At 61.3% G+C, this 19,285-nt stretch carries 16 protein-coding genes; 9 read left to right on the top strand and 7 right to left on the bottom strand.

The window, feature by feature from the left end; genetic code table 11:
• Positions 1 to 7 precede the first annotated feature (7 nt).
• Both selD and mnmH read left to right on the top strand, forming a co-directional pair.
• On the top strand, positions 8 to 1,042 hold the full coding sequence (gene selD, locus AC3WJW_RS00155) for a selenide, water dikinase SelD (RefSeq protein ID WP_015094213.1): 1,035 nt from the start codon (positions 8 to 10) through the stop codon (positions 1,040 to 1,042).
• Positions 1,042 to 2,145, top strand: coding sequence for a tRNA 2-selenouridine(34) synthase MnmH (gene mnmH, locus AC3WJW_RS00150; protein WP_493724719.1), 1,104 nt, complete (start codon positions 1,042 to 1,044; stop codon positions 2,143 to 2,145). The genes selD and mnmH overlap by 1 nt, the downstream gene beginning before the upstream one ends.
• Before the next feature lie 100 nt (positions 2,146 to 2,245).
• Here the strand turns inward: mnmH and AC3WJW_RS00145 are convergent, their stop codons facing one another.
• A complete protein-coding gene (locus AC3WJW_RS00145; protein WP_493724718.1) occupies positions 2,246 to 2,917 on the bottom strand; it encodes a histidine phosphatase family protein in 672 nt (223 codons plus the stop codon).
• Positions 2,918 to 3,285: 368 nt separating this feature from the next.
• Here AC3WJW_RS00145 and AC3WJW_RS00140 point away from each other — a divergent pair, with 368 nt between their 5' ends.
• Both AC3WJW_RS00140 and hemB read left to right on the top strand, forming a co-directional pair.
• Entirely contained in the window at positions 3,286 to 3,996 is a 711-nt protein-coding gene (locus AC3WJW_RS00140; protein WP_493724717.1) for a glutathione S-transferase family protein, read from the top strand.
• Positions 3,997 to 4,143: 147 nt separating this feature from the next.
• The gene (hemB, locus tag AC3WJW_RS00135) at positions 4,144 to 5,118 is read left to right on the top strand and encodes a porphobilinogen synthase (RefSeq protein WP_493724716.1); all 975 of its coding nucleotides are present in this window, start codon (positions 4,144 to 4,146) and stop codon (positions 5,116 to 5,118) included.
• Positions 5,119 to 5,243: 125 nt separating this feature from the next.
• On the opposite strand, the gene AC3WJW_RS00130 is transcribed toward hemB, so the two are convergent.
• The gene (locus AC3WJW_RS00130) at positions 5,244 to 6,779 is read right to left on the bottom strand and encodes an FAD-dependent oxidoreductase (protein WP_493724715.1); all 1,536 of its coding nucleotides are present in this window, start codon (positions 6,777 to 6,779) and stop codon (positions 5,244 to 5,246) included.
• Between the two features lie 425 nt (positions 6,780 to 7,204).
• Positions 7,205 to 9,415 (bottom strand): TonB-dependent receptor, encoded by a 2,211-nt coding sequence (locus AC3WJW_RS00125; RefSeq protein ID WP_493724714.1) that lies wholly within the window; start codon positions 9,413 to 9,415, stop codon positions 7,205 to 7,207.
• Between the two features lie 281 nt (positions 9,416 to 9,696).
• Between AC3WJW_RS00125 and AC3WJW_RS00120 the strand changes: the two genes are divergently transcribed.
• A complete protein-coding gene (locus tag AC3WJW_RS00120) occupies positions 9,697 to 10,791 on the top strand; it encodes a DUF1615 domain-containing protein (protein WP_493724713.1) in 1,095 nt (364 codons plus the stop codon).
• 333 nt (positions 10,792 to 11,124) lie between these two features.
• Here the strand turns inward: AC3WJW_RS00120 and AC3WJW_RS00115 are convergent, their stop codons facing one another.
• Positions 11,125 to 11,604, bottom strand: a complete 480-nt coding sequence (locus AC3WJW_RS00115; RefSeq protein WP_008021706.1) for a hypothetical protein — start codon at positions 11,602 to 11,604, stop codon at positions 11,125 to 11,127.
• A 261-nt stretch (positions 11,605 to 11,865) separates the two neighbouring features.
• Here AC3WJW_RS00115 and AC3WJW_RS00110 point away from each other — a divergent pair, with 261 nt between their 5' ends.
• Positions 11,866 to 12,489, top strand: a complete 624-nt coding sequence (locus AC3WJW_RS00110) for a glutathione S-transferase (protein WP_493724712.1) — start codon at positions 11,866 to 11,868, stop codon at positions 12,487 to 12,489.
• A gap of 133 nt (positions 12,490 to 12,622) precedes the next feature.
• Here AC3WJW_RS00110 and AC3WJW_RS00105 read toward each other — a convergent pair whose 3' ends face one another.
• A complete protein-coding gene (locus AC3WJW_RS00105; RefSeq protein WP_007976812.1) occupies positions 12,623 to 13,063 on the bottom strand; it encodes a CBS domain-containing protein in 441 nt (146 codons plus the stop codon).
• Positions 13,064 to 13,395: 332 nt separating this feature from the next.
• Here AC3WJW_RS00105 and AC3WJW_RS00100 point away from each other — a divergent pair, with 332 nt between their 5' ends.
• The gene (locus AC3WJW_RS00100) at positions 13,396 to 15,756 is read left to right on the top strand and encodes a DNA polymerase II (RefSeq protein WP_493724711.1); all 2,361 of its coding nucleotides are present in this window, start codon (positions 13,396 to 13,398) and stop codon (positions 15,754 to 15,756) included.
• On the opposite strand, the gene AC3WJW_RS00095 is transcribed toward AC3WJW_RS00100, so the two are convergent.
• Together AC3WJW_RS00095 and AC3WJW_RS00090 are read right to left on the bottom strand one after the other, a co-directional pair.
• Positions 15,721 to 16,191 carry a DUF1810 domain-containing protein gene (locus tag AC3WJW_RS00095; RefSeq protein WP_095967458.1) on the bottom strand — a complete coding sequence of 157 codons (471 nt, stop codon included), beginning with the start codon at positions 16,189 to 16,191 and terminating at the stop codon, positions 15,721 to 15,723. The genes AC3WJW_RS00100 and AC3WJW_RS00095 overlap by 36 nt on opposite strands.
• A 29-nt stretch (positions 16,192 to 16,220) precedes the next feature.
• Positions 16,221 to 17,042 (bottom strand): aldo/keto reductase, encoded by an 822-nt coding sequence (locus AC3WJW_RS00090; protein WP_493724710.1) that lies wholly within the window; start codon positions 17,040 to 17,042, stop codon positions 16,221 to 16,223.
• A gap of 275 nt (positions 17,043 to 17,317) precedes the next feature.
• On the opposite strand from AC3WJW_RS00090, the gene AC3WJW_RS00085 reads away from it, so the two are divergent.
• A complete protein-coding gene (locus AC3WJW_RS00085; protein WP_493724709.1) occupies positions 17,318 to 18,067 on the top strand; it encodes a hypothetical protein in 750 nt (249 codons plus the stop codon).
• A gap of 217 nt (positions 18,068 to 18,284) precedes the next feature.
• Positions 18,285 to 19,070 (top strand): sulfite exporter TauE/SafE family protein, encoded by a 786-nt coding sequence (locus AC3WJW_RS00080; protein ID WP_110659362.1) that lies wholly within the window; start codon positions 18,285 to 18,287, stop codon positions 19,068 to 19,070.
• Positions 19,071 to 19,285 lie beyond the last annotated feature (215 nt).

Raw genomic sequence — 19,285 nt, 5'->3', positions numbered from 1 at the left:
TGACCCTATGAGCGAGCCGATTCGCCTGACCCAATACAGTCACGGCGCCGGATGCGGTTGCAAAATTTCCCCCCAGGTGCTGGAAGTGATCCTGGCCGGCAGCGGGGCGCAGAATCTCGACCCGAAACTCTGGGTCGGCAACGCCTCGCGTGACGACGCGGCGGTGTATGCCATCGATGAAGAACGCGGTGTGGTCTCGACCACCGACTTTTTCATGCCGATCGTCGACGATCCCTTCGATTTCGGCCGAATTGCCGCCACCAACGCCATCAGCGACATCTACGCCATGGGTGGCGATCCCTTGATGGCGATTGCGATCCTGGGTTGGCCGGTGAACGTGCTGGCGCCGGAAATTGCCCGGGAAGTGATCCGCGGTGGGCGTTCGGTGTGTGACGCAGCGGGCATCCCGCTGGCAGGCGGACACTCCATCGACGCACCCGAGCCGATCTTTGGCCTGGCCGTCACCGGTCTGGTGGAAAAGCGCCACATGAAGCGCAACGACACCGCCACCGCCGGTTGCCTGCTCTATCTCACCAAGCCCCTGGGCATCGGCATCCTTACGACGGCCGAGAAAAAGGGCAAGTTGCGCCATGCCGACATCGGCCTTGCCCGGGACTGGATGTGCACCCTGAACAAGCCCGGCAGCCGTTTCGGCAAGCTCGATGGCGTGACCGCAATGACCGACGTCACCGGTTTCGGCCTGCTCGGGCACCTGGTGGAAATGGCCGACGGCAGCCAGCTCACGGCGCGCATTGAATATGACCGGGTTCCGCGTCTGCCGGGTGTCGAGTATTACCTCGAACAGGGCTGCGTACCGGGCGGTACGCTGCGCAATTTCGACAGCTACGCCAGCAAGCTCGGACGCCTTCAGGAGCTGCACAAACGTGTGCTCTGCGACCCGCAGACCAGCGGCGGTCTGCTGATCGCCGTAACGCCGCAAGGCAACGAGCAGTTTCTTGCGGTGGCCGCCGAACTGGGACTGAGTCTGGAACCGATCGGTGAACTGGTCGAGCGACAGGGCAACGCAGTCGAGGTGTTTTGATGTTCGTCGACTGCACCGATTACCGCGACATCTTCCTCAACGACCGGCCCATGATGGACGCGCGCGCGCCGGTCGAATTCAACAAGGGTTCGTTTCCCGGTGTGATCAACCTGCCGTTGATGAATGACCATGAACGCCAGCGGGTCGGTACGTGCTACAAGCAGCACGGCCAGCAGGCGGCCATCGTGCTCGGGCATCAACTGGTATCGGGCGCGGTCAAGGCCGAACGCATCCAGGCCTGGGCCGACTTTGCCCGGGCGCATCCGGACGGCCTGCTGTATTGCTTTCGCGGCGGCCTGCGCTCGCAGATTGTCCAGCAATGGCTCAAGGACGAGGCCGGCATCGACTATCCACGGGTGGGCGGCGGCTACAAGGCCATGCGTACCTTCCTGCTGGACACCCTCGATCAAGCGGTTGCCCAGTGCGACTTCGTCCTGCTGGGCGGGATGACCGGTACCGGCAAAACCGAGGTGCTCATGCAACTGGGCAACAGCGTGGACCTTGAAGGTCATGCCAACCACCGCGGCTCCAGTTTCGGCAAGCGTGCCACTGGCCAGCCTTCGAACATCGACTTCGAAAACCGTCTGGCCGTGGATGTGCTGAAAAAACGCGCCCGGGGTATCGAGCAGCTCGTATTGGAAGACGAAAGTCGTGCAGTGGGCAGTTGCGCGTTGCCGTTGCCGCTGTACCAGGGCATGCAGCAGTTCCCGATGGTCTGGCTGGAAGACAGCCTGGAAGGTCGGGTCGAGCGGATCCTGCGCGATTACGTGGTGGATCTGTGCGCCGAATTCATCGACGTGCATGGCGAAGACGGCTTCGCACTGTTTTCCGAACGGTTGCTGGAGAGCCTGAACAATGTGCAGAAGCGCCTGGGCGGCGAACGTCATCGGCGCATGCTGGTTTTGATGGAAGAGGCGCTGGCGGAGCAGGCCCGCAGTGGCGCGGTGGATCTGCACCGGGGCTGGATCGAAGGGTTGCTGAGCGAGTATTACGATCCGATGTACGCGTTCCAGCGGGAGAAGAAAGGTGCGCGGATCGAGTTTGCCGGGGAGCGGGGGGCGGTTCTCGAGTATTTGCGCGAGCGGGGCAGCCAGCGAGGGTGATGTAGCTTGTGCCAGCCCCTTCGCGAGCAGGCTCGCTCCTACACTGAACCCTGTGGGAGCGAGCCTGCTCGCGAAGGGGCCAGCTCAGACAACGCATGCCTCAAGTCGGGCAGGTTTCGGCACCATTATCCAGACCTTGCTTGTACACATGGCTCTGCAAACTGGCCTTGCCGTTGTGCCAGGTCAGGGTGAGCACATACAGCGAGTCGTAGTCGCTGGATTCCCAGTCATCGGTGATGGTCGTTTTCTTGCCGGTGGCGTCGCCGGCCACCTTGTTGATCAACTCCGGCAGGTAGCCGTGCGACCAGGCGGTGTAGATGACCGAGTTGTGATACTTGTCGTGAAGCAATTCATCGGCCAGGTCGCTGGTGTCATTGGCGGAGAAATTGATGTTCACCGGCAGGCCCAGCTTGATGGCGCTGGGGCTGATGGTCATCAGGGGACGGATGTAGCTGTAGGAGTTGTCGAACTCGCCTTCCTCGACGTTACGGGTCGGGTTCGCCGCAAACACGTAGTCGGCCTTGCCGAACTTTTCCGGCAGCAACGTGGACAGGTCGATGGCGCGGTTCAGCCCCTGGCAATTGAGCTGGCCGAGGCCGCCGTCGGGTTTTTCCCCGTGGCGCAGGAAGACCAGCGTCTGGGTGCCGTCCATCGGTTGGGCGCGACTCAGGCCGGATTCCAGCAACAGGAACACCGCGCTGACCGCCAGCAAGACGGGCAACAGCAGGTAGGCGCGATGTTTAAAACGTTTGGCAATATTGAACAGATTCATGAATAAAAGGTTCTTCAGCGCAATTCGGTTAAGGCTGACAAACCTTTACACCACGACTTTCCAGCGTCGGGTGTTTTCCATGTCGTTGAAGCCGGTCCGTTTTCAAAGGGGTGGTGCTCAGAGTCCCCTGAACCCATTTGGTTCGATTCCGGCCAAGAGCGCAGCAATGTACCGGTAACCTTTGGCGGATTGCAGTGAAGGTTATCGACAGGATGTTGCGGATTTATGGACAGGTTACACCTGATGGGGGTGAAACCGTCGTGATCTCTTTTGATCTCCTCTATCAGCGAGATTGATGGATCCAGGGGATCGCTGAGCCGATATCTCCATTATGATCGTCACTCTCACTGTCTTCGTGGATCCTGCCCATGACCGATTTGTCCGCCTTCCCCATCACCCGCAAATGGCCTGCCCAATACCCGGAGTGGATTCAGCTGTACTCCTTGCCGACCCCCAACGGCGTCAAGGTCTCGATCATGCTCGAAGAGATCGGCCTGCCGTATGAACCTCACCGGGTAGGCTTCGACACCAATGACCAGATGTCCCCGGAATTCCTGTCGTTGAACCCCAACAACAAAATCCCGGCGATCCTCGACCCCCACGGTCCGGACGACCAGCCGCTGGCGCTGTTCGAGTCGGGAGCGATCCTGATCTACCTGGCCGACAAGAGCGGGCAACTGCTGGCCCAGGAATCGGCCGCACGCTACGAAACGATTCAATGGCTGATGTTCCAGATGGGCGGCATTGGTCCGATGTTCGGCCAGCTCGGGTTCTTCAACAAGTTCGCCGGCAAGGACTACGAAGACAAGCGTCCCCGTGATCGCTATGTCGAGGAGAGCAAACGCCTGCTCAAGGTGCTCGACGGCCGGCTCGAAGGGCGCGACTGGATCATGGGCGAGCGCTACACCATCGCCGACATCGCCACCTTCCCGTGGGTGCGCAACCTGATCGGTTTCTACGAAGCCGGCGATCTGGTGGGCATTCAGAACTTCCCGAACGTCACACGGGTGCTGGAGCGCTTCCTGGCACGGCCGGCGGTGGTACGCGGGTTGCAGATTCCAAGCCCAATCGCCAGCTGATACACCGCATAACCTGTGGGAGCGGCGGTGCGGCGGTCCGACTTGCTCGCGAAAGCGGTGGGTCAGTCAATATCTATGCCGTCTGACACTACGTCTTCGCGAGCAAGCCCGCTCCCACATTCTGTCCTCTGATATCCAGGAATCCCCATGTCCAGCCAGTTCCCCGAAGCACGCCCACGCCGTCTGCGCCGCAATGCGAGCCTGCGCAGCCTGTTCCAGGAGACCGAGTTCAGCCTGAACGACCTGGTGCTGCCGATTTTCATCGAAGAAGAAATCGACGACTTCGTGCCGATCAAAAGCATGCCCGGCGTGATGCGCATTCCCGAGTCGAAGCTGGCCGGCGAGATCGAGCGCTATGCCCGCGCCGGGATCAAGTCGGTGATGACCTTCGGTGTGTCCCATCATCTGGACAGCAGCGGCAGCGACACCTGGCGCGACGACGGCCTGGTTTCGCGCATGTCGCGCATCGCCAAGGACGCGGTGCCGGAAATGATCGTGATGTCCGACACCTGTTTTTGCGAATACACCGACCACGGCCATTGCGGCGTGCTGCACAACCATGAAGTCGACAACGACCAGACCCTGATCAACCTCGGCAGGCAAGCCGTCGCGGCGGCCCGAGCCGGTGCCGACGTGATCGCCCCGTCGGCGGCCATGGACGGGCAGGTCCAGGCGATCCGTCGGGCCCTCGATGACGCCGGGTTTACCCAGACGGCGATCATGGCCTATTCGACCAAGTTCGCCTCGGCGCTCTATGGTCCGTTCCGCGAGGCGGGCGGCAGTGCGCTCAAGGGCGACCGCAAAAGCTACCAGATGAACCCGATGAACCGCCGCGAAGCGGTGCGCGAGTCGCTGCTCGACGAACAGGAAGGCGCCGATGCGTTGATGGTCAAGCCGGCCGGTGCCTACCTGGACGTCATCCGCGACATCCGCGAAGCCTCGCGCCTGCCGCTGTCGGCGTATCAGGTGAGCGGTGAGTACGCGATGATCAAGTTTGCCGCCCAGGCCGGGGCCATTGATGAAGACCGCGTGGTGCGCGAGAGCCTGGGGGCGATCAAGCGTGCCGGGGCCGACCTGATCTTTACGTACTTTGCGATGGATCTGGCGTTGGCCGGGATCTGAAACCCGACACATTCCCCCCTGTGGGAGCGGGCTTGCTCGCGAATGCGGAGTGTCAGTGACAGATGTATTGACTGACACACTGCATTCGCGAGCAAGCCCGCTCCCACATTTTGATCTGTGTTGAATCAGGGCGTGCCAAAAAACGAGCGGATCCCGTGATCACGGAAGTACCGTTCGATCACTTTCGGGTCCGCGCACGTCTCGGCAATCGCTACATAGGTATCGGGCCGCAACAGATAAAAGCCGTTGCGCCCCAGGCCCGCCGCTTCGAACGCCGGACGCCAGTCGAACACATGCAACGGCAGACGGTGCTCGTGGCACCAGGCGATCATTTCGTCGCTGGTGTCGCCGTAGACATGCACCTGCCAGGTCATGCATTTGAGCGATTCAAAGTTGTCCCCCTCACCGTCATGGGCCCAGGGCAGGCGATCACCGCCATGCACGTGCCCGGCAACGCCTGTGCTCAAAGGCATGCCCCGATAATTCAGGGTGATCTGCGACACCGTGCGAAACAGGAATTGGCGGGAGGTTTCAAACGAAGTTATTTTCGGGATCAGGAACGGCGCCAGGCGCGTACGCAGCAAATCGGCCATCGGCCCGTCGGCGGTGACGAACGTGAAGACCCGGTCAGTGGTCGCCACCAGTTTGCGGGCGAAGGCGATGCGCTCGGTTTCATAGGTGTCGAGCAGCCTGGCCTCGGCACCGCCGCTCAGCACGGCCGCCAGCTTCCAGGCCAGGTTGATGGCATCGCCAATCCCGGTGTTCATGCCCTGGCCGCCCGCCGGGCTGTGCACGTGGGCCGCATCGCCGAGCAAAAACGCCCGGCCATTGCGAAAGTGATCCGCCACCCGGTGATGCACGCGGTAGGTCGAGAACCAGTTCAGTTGCTCGATCTGCACCTTCATATGCTCGATGGCCCGGCTGCTGACGTCTTCGAAGCACAGGGTCTCGGCGTGGTCGGCGCGCTCGTCGCGTACGGTGCCGATCAAGCGTGCGCGGCCACTGCCCGCCAGCGGGAACACGGCAAGGAAGTCCGCCTCGTCGAGGTCCACGTGCAGTTCACCGTTGAATGTCGGGCCGCTGCCCTGGACGTCGGCGACGTAGAAAATCTGCTGGTAAGTACCGCCGGGAAACCCGGTATCCAGGGTCTTGCGCACAATCGACCGGGCGCCGTCGCACCCGGCCAGGAAACAGGCCTGACAGATTTCCTGCTGGCCGTCGGGCAGATGCAGCGTGGCCGTGATGCCGTCGGCGGTTTGCTCGAAGCTGGCCAGTTCGGTGTTGCGTTCCACCGAGATGCCGAAGGCTTGCAGGCGCTCGATCAGCAGCCGCTCGTGCTCGTCCTGCGGGAAAATTTCCAGGAACGCGTAGGGTGTCAGTCCTTCGCCGACCTGGGTCAGTGGCAAGTGCGCCACGGGTTCACCCTTGACCCAGAAGTTGGCGGCCGCCACCCGATGGCCGTATTGCACAACCGCGTCGGCCAGCCCGAGTTGTCGATACAGTTCCAGCGTCCGCGCCTGGACAGCCAGCGCCCGGGACGTGGTGCCAGGGGCCGAGGCCTTGTCGATAATGCGCACGCGCACGCCCAGTTTGCTCAGCCACAACGCCAGGACCAGCCCGGTCGGGCCGGCGCCGATGATCAACACATCGCTTCTGTGCATGAACTCATCCTCCTCGCTGGGTAGAACAAGTATGGACGACCCGGCCCCCTGTAGGAGCGAGCCTGCTCGCGATGAACGAAAGAGCGCCGCGTTAATCCTGAGAGTACGCATTATCGTTAACGTCCATCGCGAGCAAGCTCGCTCCCACAGGTACAGATACGGGCACTCGGTCCCCTGTAGGAGCGAGCCTGCTCGCGATGAACGAAAGAGCGCCGCGTTAATCCTGAAGGTACGCATTATCGTTAACGTCCATCGCGAGCAAGCTCGCTCCCACAGGTACAGATACGGGCACTCGGTCCGCTGTAGGAGCGAACTCGCTCGCGATGAACGAAAGAGCGCCGCGTTAATCCTGAGAGTACGCGTTATCGTTAACGTCCATCGCGAGCAGGCTCGCTCCTACAAATACAGGGCAGGGGTCACCTCAATCAGAAGTCGATGGTGCCCGACAACTTCGCCGAGCGCGGTTCGCCCTGGGTCAGGTAACCCCCCTGGGCCGATTCCCAGTAGCTCTTGTTGGCGACGTTTTCCACCCCCAGGCGTACGGTCACGTCTTTTTCCTGGACCCTGAACGCGTAGCGGGCGCCGGCATCGAAGCGGTTCCAGGCCGGCAGGCTGAGGTTGTTCGCCGCGTCGGCGTATTGGCCGCCGGTGCGCAACATGCGTCCGTTCAGGGCTACGCCCGGCACACCCGGCACGTCCCAATCGACACTGGCATTGAACTGGAAGCTCGGCACGCCGATGGCCCGGTTGCCATCGTTGAGGCCGTCCTGGGTGTTCTTCAGTTCGGTGTCCATCACGGTCACGCCGCTGAGCAGGCGCAGGCCGTCGATGGGTTCGCCGAAGACATTGAGTTCCACGCCCTTGTTGATCTGTTCACCGTCATGAATGAACACGGCGGTGGTGTCGTCGATGACTTGGGTGTAGCCGTCAGCCGGTTGTTCGATGCGATACACACCGAGGGTCGCACCATAGGTGCCCATGTCGACTTTGACCCCGGCTTCAACCTGTTTGGAACGCGACGGTGCAAACACTTCATTGCCGTTGACCACGACCCTGGAGCCGGAGGTCGTCGGAGCCGTCGGGCCCTTGGCCAGGCCCTCGATGCGGTTGGCGTAGAAGGACACGTGGTCCCACGGCTTGAACACGATGCCGTACACCGGCGTCGTGATCGACTTGTCGTAGTTGGACGTGCGGTTTTGCGTGTCGTAGTCGTAGCCTTGAACGACCAGCTGTTGACGGCGTACGCCCAGGGTGACCAGCAGGCGGTCATCGATAAAGCCCAGGGTGTCGGACACGGCGGCGCTGCGCATGAAGGTTTTGCCGGTGATGCCCGGATCGCCCAGGTCACCGCCGGAGAAGCCGCCCGCTGGCGCCGGAACGTCAATCGGGTGGTAGATGTTGTTCGGGTATTGGGTCTGATCGAAATCGAAGGCGTTGCGCTGTTGGGTCCAGATCCCGGCCAGGCCGAAGTTCAGTTTATGGGTCACCGGACCCGTGGCGAAACGGCCATTGAGGCCGGCCATGGCGCTGGTGTTGTCTTCTTCGTGGGGAATGAACGAACCGCTGGTCACCGAGCTGCCATCGTTGCCCACCAGGGTGGTGGAGTCGTAGTTGCCGACTTCGCGGGTGTGTTTGGCGCCGCCGGCGGCGTAGGCGGTCCAGCTGTCGTTCAGGTCGTATTCGGCACGCAGCATGCCGAAGGTGTCCTCGATCTCGCTGAAGCCCCACTTCTGCGCGTAGTTGGTGTCGGCGGAGGGCGCATCCGGGATGTGCGTGGCGTCGCCAAGGTTGACCGAGCTGCGGCCGCCGTTGACGCGTTCCTTCGAATAGACGAAATCGCCGGACAGGCGCAGCGCATCGCCGCGGTAGTCGAGGCCCAGGGCGAACAGTTTGGAGCGCTGGTTCTCGTCGTCGATGGCGGTGTCGCCTTCACGTTGGGACAGGTTCAGGCGGGCACCGAATCGGTTGTCCTCGCCAAAGCGCTGACCGATGTCCAGGTGTTCGCCAATGCGCCCGTCGTCGCTGATGTCCGTGGTGAACCGTCGCAGCGGCATGTCACTGGCGCGCTTGGGTTGCAGGTTGACGCCGCCACCGATGCCGGAACCGGTCGGGGTGACACCGTTGATGAAGGCGCTCGGCCCCTTGAACACTTCCACACGCTCCAGGGCATCGGTGGAAATGATCTGCCGCGGCAGAATACCGTACAGGCCGTTGAAGGAAATATCATCGCCGTTCAGGGGCAGGCCGCGAATCATGAAGGTCTGGGCCTGGTTGGAAAAACCGGAAGCCTGACGCACCGAGGAATCGTTGAGCAGCACGTCGCCGACGGTTTCGGCCTGCTGGTCGCGGATCAACTCTTCGGTGTAGGACGTCATGGTGAACGGAACGTCCATGATGTCCTGGTTGCCCAGGATACCCAGTTGACCGCCGCGTGCGACCTGACCACCGGCGTAGACCGGGGGCAGGTCGGACGGTGCCGGGGCCTGGGCGCTGACATTGACGTCGCCCAGCACCAGCGGTGTTCCCTGGGCCTCGGTTGTTTCGGGCGTTGCGGCATGGGCCGTCAGGGACAAGGAGCAAAACAGGGCCAGTAGCGTCGGGCGAAAAGGCACGCGGAGTCGTGCTGGAGTGGTCATGATGGGTTCCTGGGCGGCGCGCGGCCGATTGAAAAAAGGGGCGGCGCGGGAACTCCATGCGCAAATGCGACTCCTGATGCAAATGGTAGTTGTTCTCAGTAACGTTGCGCAATGCGTTTTCTGCAAGGCACACAGGCATTTTCTGCAAATGCAGATTTCGGATAACGGGGCTTCAGGGCCGTTTCAGTGGCAAATAGAGGCACGCGGTGGACAAGGGTCATAGCCGCTGCCCTGCCATTGCTCGTATGGTTAAGCCGGACCCAAGGACTAGATGGAACGACATGCAAGCCAATCGATTGATCTTCAGCATCGCCGCTTTATTGATACTGGCTGGTTGCGGCAGCCAACGGACCCAGGAACCGGTGGCGCGTAGTCCGGCCCAGGTGAAGGCTGAGATTGTGCGATTGCTGCCGGCGAAAGCCGCCGATCCCCAGGGGTGGGCCACGGATATCCAGGTGGCGTTTACCGCGCAAGACATCTCGCCGACCACGCAAAACCTGTGCTCGGTGCTGGCCGTGACCGAACAGGAGTCGACCTTTCAAGTCGATCCGAGCGTACCGGGCCTGGGCAAGATCGCCCGCGACGAGATCGACCGTCGCGCTGCCAAGGCACACATTCCCGGCCTGCTGGTGAACAGTGCGTTAAAGCTCGACTCGCCCAACGGCAAAAGCTACAGCAACCGCCTGAATACCGCGCGCAGTGAAAAGGAGCTGAGTGGCATTTTCGACGACTTCATCGGCATGGTACCGATGGGCAAAACCCTGTTCGGTGGCTTCAACCCGGTGCATACCGGCGGACCGATGCAGGTCAGCATCGATTTTGCCGAGCAGCAGGCCAAGGGCTATCCGTATCCGGTGCAGGGCTCGATTCGTCATGAAGTGTTCACCCGGCGTGGCGGCATGTATTTCGGCATCGCGCATCTGTTGGGGTATCCGGCGAGCTACCCGCAGCCGCTGTACCGCTTTGCAGACTTCAACGCGGGTTGGTACGCCAGCCGTAACGCCGCGTTTCAGAATGCGGTGAGCCGGGCTTCCGGTATTCCGTTGGCGCTGGATGGCGACCTGGTGCGTTACGGTTCGATCATGCCCGGCACCACGGAACTGGCCGTGCGTACCCTCGGCAAGCAACTGGGCATGCGCAATCCGACGATCCGCGAGCAACTGGAAGAGGGCAATACCCTGGCGTTCGAAGACAGCAAACTCTATCGACGGGTTTTCGAACTGGCCGAACGGGCCGAGGGCCGGCCGTTACCCCGTGAAGTGTTGCCCGGGATTGTGCTGCAAAGCCCGAAAATCACGCGCAAACTGACCACCGCGTGGTTCGCCAAACGGGTCGATGAACGTTACCAGCGCTGCATGGCGCGGGCAGGGAAGTGATCGGTTCTTCACGCAATCCCGGGCAACTGTAGGAGCCAGCTTGCTGGCGATGGACTCCAGTGCACCGCGTTTATCCCGTTCACCCGCGTTATCGTTAACGACCATCGCAGGCAAGCCAGCTCCCACAAGGGACCGCGCCCACGCTGAAACTGTAGGAGCCAGCCTGCTGGCGATGGACTCAAGCGCGCCGCGTAAATCCAGTTCACACGCGTTATCGTCAGGCCATGCCCACGCTGAAAATGAAGCGATCTCCAAAACAGTGAAAGCTCCAAGCATAAAAAACCCGGCGGATGAGGCCGGGTTTTCGTCGAGTCCTGCGGTAAAGCCCTGCATTCAGACAGCGCGGCTTTCGATCAGACGATCCGAACCACCTTCAGCGACGCGGTTTTGCAGCAGCTTATCGGAACCACCTTCAGCGACGCGGTTCTGCAGCAGCTTATCGGAACCGCCTTCAGCGACGCGGTTTTGCAGCAGTTTGTCGGAACCGCCTTCGGCGACGCGGTTTTGCAGCAGCTTGTCGGAACCGCCTTCAGCGACGCGGTTTTGCAGCAGCTTGTCGGAACCGCCTTCAGCGACGCGGTTCTGCAGCAGCTTATCGGAACCGCCTTCGGCAACGCGTTTTTCCAGCAGGCGGTCCGAACCACCTTCGGCCACACGATTCTCGATCAGTCGATCGGAACCACCCTCGGCCACACGGCTTTCAATCAGACGATCCGAGCCGCCTTCAGCGACCACAGGTTGAGCAGAAGTTGCGGCGAAAGCGTTAACGGCGAAAACCGAGAAAGCGATGCTGAGGAGGGTCTGGCGTTTCATGATGGTGTGCTCCGGGGTGCTTATGGGTTGGTATGGAGCAGATGTTACGCCGGGGATTTTTTAAGAGAACTTCATTGAGGTGATGGTGAACATCGATGGCAGTGATAGGACCTGCGCCATACCACATGTGAGCTTGATGGTGCGATCGTCGGATGGTCGCTGCGTGGCAGGTGGCGGCTTCTACACTGGAAAGCTGGCGCGTTCCTCTGCCGGGACGGATGATGAGGCACTGCAGAGATCGCGGTGTGCAAGGAGACGATCATGTACCAGCTCTACGGCCATCAGAACTCCGGGGCCGCGGCCATCGAAGCCGCCCTTGAACTCTGTGATGTTCCTTATCGCTTCATCGATGTCGAGGCGTCTGCGGAGGCGGCCCATGCGCTGGAGAAGCTCAATCCGCTCAAACAGATTCCGACCCTGCAACTCCCCGATGGCGGTGTCCTGACCGAGAGCATGGCGATCCTGATTCACCTCGGGCTGAGCTTTCCCGCGTCGGGGTTGTTGCCTCTGGACCCGGCCGAGCGGGACCAGGCCATTCGCGCCATGGCGTACATCGTCAGCAATTGCTATGCGGCCATCGGCATCATCGATTACCCCGAACGCTGGCTGACCGAGGCGGACGAGTCGTCCAGGCAGAACCTCATGGAGGGAACCCGCCGGCGCCTGCACTGGAGTTGGGAGGTGTTTGCCGACCAGTTTTCGGGTGAGCTGTATCTGGGCAGCGAGAAGCCAGGGGCCCTGGATGTGCTGACGGCGGTGATCTCGCGATGGGCGGGCAGTCGGGAACATTTGCGCACCACGCGGCCCGGGTTTTTCGCCTGGCTGGAACGAATCGACCGCCATCCGGCACTGGCACCGGTGTTCGCCCGGCATTGGCCAGTCTGAAAGCACCACTTACCCTGTGGGAGCGAGCTTGCTCGCGATGGGGCCATGTCGGTCGACATCTATGTTGAATGTCTGGCCGCTATCGCGAGCAAGCTCGCTCCCACAGGTTTTGGGGTGAATGTTGTGTCCGGATTTATTCCCCGCGAATGTACTGCTCCAACTGGCGAATCAGCTCCGCCTGTTCGGCAATCGCTTCCTTGACCAGGTCACCGATCGACAGCAGGCCGATCAATTTGCCGCCTTCGACCACCGGCAAGTGACGCAGGCGTCTATCGGACATGATGCCCAGGCAGGTATCCACGGTTTGATGGGTGTCGACGGTAATCACCGGTGACACCATGATGTCGCGCACCGGCGTGCCCACCGAGGAGCGGCCGTGCAGCACCAGTTTGCGCGCATAGTCCCGTTCGCTGATGATGCCCAGCACTTCATCATTCTCCACCACCAACAAGGCGCCGACGTTTTTCTCGGCCATCTTCATCAGCGCTTCGAGCACCATGTGATCGGGTTTGATCTGGTGCACTTCCTGATTCTTCTGATCTTTGAGCTTGAGCAGTTGGGCGACGGTTTTCATGGTGGTTACTCGGGTGTTGTCGTTGTCCTTGAAGAATCGTAGACGCAAGCGCTCAGGGCAAGGGCGAAAGCGGCAGATAACACGCAAAAAACGTCATTCGGCGGTTTTTCTTCGGTAAAGCCCTTCATTTCCGGCCAGCCCCTTACCTGTGGGAGCGAGCCTGCTCGCGAAAGCCGTTCAACATTCAACGATGATGTTGGCTGTAAGTCCGCTTTCGCGAGCAGGCTCGCTCCCACAGGATTTATGTTCATCCCGAATACCGGGGCCATACGCGCTATCCCTGCCGATGCCGGGTAGAATCACCCTCTGAATCAGTTTCGAGGTTTGCAGTGGTGGATCTACAGCAGGGCTTCGTCCTGACCCGGCATTGGCGCGACACCCCGGCCGGTACGGAAGTCGAGTTCTGGCTGGCGACCGACAGCGGTCCCCGGCGCATCCGTCTGCCTTGCCAGCCCTCGGTGGCGTTCCTCCCTGCTGCGCAGCGTCTGCAGGCCGAAAGCGTTTTGCATGACGAGAAGAACGTCGAGCTCAAGCCCCTGGCCCTGCAGGATTTCGACCATCGCCCGGTCCTCGGTCTTTACTGCCAGCAACATGGCCAGTTGATGCGCCTGGAAACCGCGTTGCGCCGGGCCGGCGTCGACGTGTTCGAAGCCGACGTGCGCCCGCCGGAACGCTACATGATGGAACGCTTCATCACCGCGCCGGTGCGCTTCAGTGGCACGCCGATTGCCGAGGGTCTGCTGCTCGACGCACAGATGAAGCCCGATCCCGACTATCGGCCGAGCTTGAAACTGGTGTCTCTGGACATCGAGACCACGGCCCAGGGCGAGTTGTACTCGATTGCCCTGGAAGGCTGCGGCGAGCGTCAGGTGTACATGCTTGGCGCGCCCAATGGCGACGATAGCCAGGTGGATTTCCAGCTCGAGTACTGCGATTCGCGAACCCTGCTGCTGAAAAAACTCAACGACTGGTTTGCCCGGTTCGACCCCGACGCGATCATTGGCTGGAACGTCGTGCAGTTCGACTTGCGGGTGCTTCACGAACACGCCCGGCGCCTGGCGGTGCCGTTGAAACTGGGGCGTGGCGGCGAGGAAATGCAGTGGCGCGAACATGGCAGCGGCAACCATTACTTCGCTTCAGCCGCTGGCCGCCTGATCATCGACGGCATCGAGGCCCTGCGTTCGGCGACCTGGAGCTTCCCCTCGTTCAGCCTGGAAAACGTCGCGCAAACCCTGCTAGGGGAGGGTAAGTCCATCGACAACCCGTACCAGCGCATGGACGAAATCAATCGCATGTTCGCCGAGGACAAACCGGCGTTGGCCAAATACAACCTCAAGGATTGCGAACTGGTCACGCGGATTTTCGCCAAGACCGAGTTGCTCACCTTCCTGCTGGAGCGGGCCAGCGTCACGGGACTGCCGGCCGATCGCATGGGCGGTTCGGTGGCGGCATTCACCCACCTGTACATGCCGCTGATGCATCGTCAGGGTTTCGTAGCGCCGAACCTCGGTGGCAAGCCGCCCGAAGCCAGCCCCGGCGGTTTCGTCATGGATTCGCAACCGGGGCTGTACGAATCGGTGCTGGTGCTTGACTACAAGAGCCTCTATCCGTCGATCATCCGCACCTTCCTGATCGACCCCGTGGGGCTGATAGAAGGGCTGAAGCATCCGGATGACAGCGAATCGGTGCCGGGTTTTCGCGGCGCACGCTTCTCTCGCACCCGGCATTGCCTGCCCTCCATCGTCGCCCGGGTCGCCGAAGGCCGGGAAACCGCCAAGCGCGAACACAACGCACCGCTGTCCCAGGCGCTGAAAATCATCATGAACGCGTTCTATGGGGTGCTCGGCTCCAGCGGTTGTCGCTTCTTCGACACGCGCCTGGCGTCGTCCATCACCTTGCGCGGGCACGAGATCATGCTGCGCACCCGCCAGTTGATCGAGGCCCAGGGGCACGCTGTGATCTACGGCGACACCGACTCGACCTTCGTCTGGCTGCGTCGCGCCCACGGCCAGAAGGAGGCGGCACAGATCGGCCAGGCGCTGGTGGCGCACGTCAATCAGTGGTGGCGCGAGCATGTGCAGCAGGAATACGGCCTGCAAAGCGTTCTCGAACTGCAGTTCGAGACCCACTACAAGCGCTTCCTGATGCCGACCATTCGCGGCGCCGAAGAAGGCAGCAAGAAGCGCTACGCCGGACTGGTGACCCGCGCCGATGGCAGCGACGAAATGGTCTACAAAGGCCTGGAGACCGTGCGCACCGACTGGTCGCCGCTGGCCCGGCAATTCCAGCAAGAGCTGTATTCGCGGATCTTCCTGCGCAAGCCCTATCAGGATTACGTGCGTGACTACGTACGCAAGACCCTGGCCGGCGAGTTCGATGACCGGCTGGTTTATCGCAAACGCCTGCGCCGCACCCTCGACGACTACCAGCGTAACGTCCCGCCCCACGTACGCGCGGCGCGCCTGGCCGATGCGTACAACGACAGCCAGGGTCGCCCGCGGCAATACCAGAACGGCGGCTGGATCAGCTACGTGATCACCGTTGCCGGCCCCGAACCGCTGGAAGTGCGCAGCGCGCCCATCGACTACGACCACTACATCACCCGGCAACTGCAACCGGTGGCGGACGCGATACTGCCGTTTGTCGACGACGACTTCTCAACCCTGATTGGGGGGCAACTGGGCCTGTTTTGAGTCCATCAGCGATAAGGTCCAGTCATCCAGGATGCCGTGGAAGTACTGGTTCAAGGCTTGCTGGAAAAGGCTGTCGGCGGCATCGACCTGGGCGAACAGGGTCATCGAGGAATGAAATTTCAGGTCGTCGGGATGACCGAAAATCCCGGCCACCGAGCGCTCCCGGATGTTCAGCACTTCCTGGGTGCAGGTGCGCAGACGGGGGCCCAGCAACGGATGCTCAAGGTAGGCCAGGGCCTCCTCCCGCGAGCGGATGGCAAAGCGGCGCGACATCTCGCTGCCGCCGAGCCCGGCAAACTGCGGAAAAATGAACCACATCCAGTGACTGCGCTTGTGTCCGTTGTTCAGCTCGTCTTGGACCCGGTCGAATACCGGGTCCTGAGCCTGGAGAAAGCGTTGCAGATTGAACGGGTCCAGGTGGTCGGTGCTTCTCATGGCGAAGCTCTCTGACAGACTGCGTTGGCTCAGACCATGGCCAGCCGCTGTTTGCGTTGTGGCGCATGAAACGCGTGGTCCAGCGCCTCCAGATCCCCGGGTTCAAGTTGCAGCGTGGCGGCTTGGGCATTGAGTCGCACATGCTCGGGCCGGACCGCTTTGGGGATGGCGATCACGCCATCCTGGCGCATTATCCATGCCAGCGCCACCTGTGCCGGTGTGACGCCGTGCCGGGCCGCCACCTGCTTGAGCGTGGCATTGGCGAGCATTTTTCCACCCTGGCCGATCGGGCAGTAAGCCATGACCGGCAGCCGCTGCTGTTGGCTCCAGGGTAACAAATCAAATTCTATGCCGCGCTGCTCCAGATTGTAGAGCACCTGATTGGTGGCGCAGGCCGGGGCGCCCAGTTCCAGCAGGTCGTCGAGGTCGAAATTGGACACGCCCCAACGACCGATCTTGCCGGCTTCGCGCAGGCGCTCGAAGGCGTCGACGGTTTCCTCCAGCGGATACTGGCCGCGCCAATGCAGCAGATACAGATCGATGTAATCGGTGCCGAGCCTGCGCAGGCTGCGCTCGCACGCCTGGGGAATGCCCTGGCGGCTGGCGTTGTGCGGGTACACCTTGCTGACCACAAAGACGCTGTCGCGCTGGCCGGCGATGGCATCGCGGACCACTTCCTCGGCGCCGCCTTCGGCGTACATTTCAGCGGTGTCGATCAGGGTCATGCCCAGTTCGATGCCCAGGCGCAGTGCCGCGACCTCTTCCCTGTGCCGTGAGCGATCCTCGCCCATCTGCCAGGTGCCCTGGCCGATGACGGGCACCTGGGCGCCAGCCAATTGAAGCGTGCGCATGCAAACCTCCTGTGTGTATTCGGTGATGTAGGAGCTGCCGCAGGCTGCGATCCTTTGATCTTGAACAATCAAAGTCAAAAGATCGCAGCCTGCGGCAGCTCCTACAGGGAGTGTGTACCGTTTTCATGATTTTCTGATCCGTTTTTTCTATGAACATTCCCCTGCCGGTGATCGATTGATGCTGCCCGATACTGCACTTTTTCGAAATGTCCGGCTCTATCCATGGCAGCCTGCGGCGATCCCCACCGTCGGCCCATGCCCAAGTTCAACAACCCATGGCTCGAGTTTCACCCGCGATCACCACAAAAATCCGCCGTCATTACTTGCTGCTGGCAGGTCTGTCGATGTTCTTCGTCACCGGTTGCAGCCAGCAGCAGGGCGGCGACATCTTCACCCAGATGCGCGAAGGCCAACCCCAGGAGTTCCTGCAGACCAGTGTCGACCGTATGGCCACCCTGACCATGCGCGACAACCTCGACAGCCTTTACCTGCTCATGGGCAAGCTCTACCTGCGCAACCCCGATGAGCTGAAAAAGTCCGGTTTCCTCGATGCCCGTACGGCCGGCAAGCAAGTACGCATGGCCATTGAACAGCAACAGCCATTACCGACCCTGGGCGGCAAAAAGGACCTGGCGGCCCTGCGTTTTGCCATGAGCCCGGAATTTCTCGGCGATCGGGTCGGGGCGTTCATCTACGCCATCGGCAGCATGCTGGTGACCGCCCATGGCAATCGCACCGAGTTCTACATGACCGATACGATCAACCCGGTATTCGTCAACAACGCCGCACGTAACATCGAGATTGCCACCTGGATCCTCAGCCAGCGACAAGACAAGGAAGGCCAACCCCTGCTGTTTTCCAACGAAATCTCGGAGGAGGGCAGCAACCTGAGCTTTGCCGTCGAATTCGGCAAGATCGTCGCCCGCCTGGACCTGCTGACCCAGATGCTCGACGAACGCTACCGGCGCATCGGCCTGAATTATGCCCAGAGCCTGGTGTTCCTGAACTTCCTGCCGGTGCAGTGAGCACGACACTGAACCCTGTGGGAGCGAGCTTGCTCGCGATGACTGAGTGTCAGTCGCCATTGATGCCAACTGATACACCGCTATCGCGAGCAAGCTCGCTCCCACAGGGTTACATGATGGTTCCGATATAAAGATAGATCGCATCGATATAACTGGTTATAAGAAATATCGCTATGCTGCGGGCCAGATTTCCCCTGCGATCTTTGTGGACGTATCAATGGATTTAGTGAACATCGGGTTGGTCGTGGCCGGGTTGGTGGTTGGCTTTATCGTCGGCATGACTGGCGTCGGTGGCGGGTCGCTCATGACCCCGATCCTGCTGTGGTTCGGTATCAACCCGGCGACGGCTGTCGGTACCGATCTGCTCTACGCGGCGATCACCAAATCCAGCGGTGTACTGGTTCACCGAAAGAACAACAACATCGACTGGGCGATTACCGGTTGGCTGACCCTTGGCAGCGTGCCGGCGGTGGCACTGACGTTGTGGTTCCTGAGCAGCCTGCACTCCAGCCCCGATGCGATGAACGCGATCATCAAGCAGGCCCTCGGCTTTGTGTTGTTCGCCACGGCGCTGGCGATTCTGTTCAAGAAGCGCCTGCTGGATTTCGCCCACAAACGTGCTGGCGGCAATTACAACCCCAGCGGCTCGCGCCTCAATGTCCTGACGGTCATCACTGGCCTGGTCCTCGGCACCATGGTCGCGCTGACGTCCATCGGCGCCGGTGCACTGGGTACCGTGGCCCTGTTCATTCTCTATCCGATGCTGCCGACCCGCCGCCTGGTCGGCACTGAAATCGCCCACGCCGTGCCGCTGACCCTGGTCGCCGGCCTCGGCCATGCGAGCATGGGCAACATGGACTGGCACGTCCTGGGTTACTTGCTGGTGGGTTCGTTGCCGGGGATTTACCTGGGCAGCCACCTGACCGGGCGCATCTCCGACGAACTGCTGCGCCCTTGCCTGGCGACCATGCTGTTGCTGATCGGCTACAAGCTGGCGTTCTGATTCAATTCGTTACGCCGACCTCCTTCGCGGGTGCAATGCCCAGTCGGTGCCTGTCCGGGCACCCCTTGCGACCCGCTTGATCCTTGATCTGCCTTGAACTTTGTAAGTCCTGAGATGACCCCGAGTTGTTGCGCAATGACCGCCCTGACCTAAGCTTGGGACAAGGCGAAAAAATTTGCGGTACGTCACCCGGAACAATCGCCGCGATGCGCAAT

This window comes from Pseudomonas sp. GW821-FHT07G06, assembly GCF_058986625.1.
This window is presented reverse-complemented; position numbering and strand designations above follow the sequence as displayed.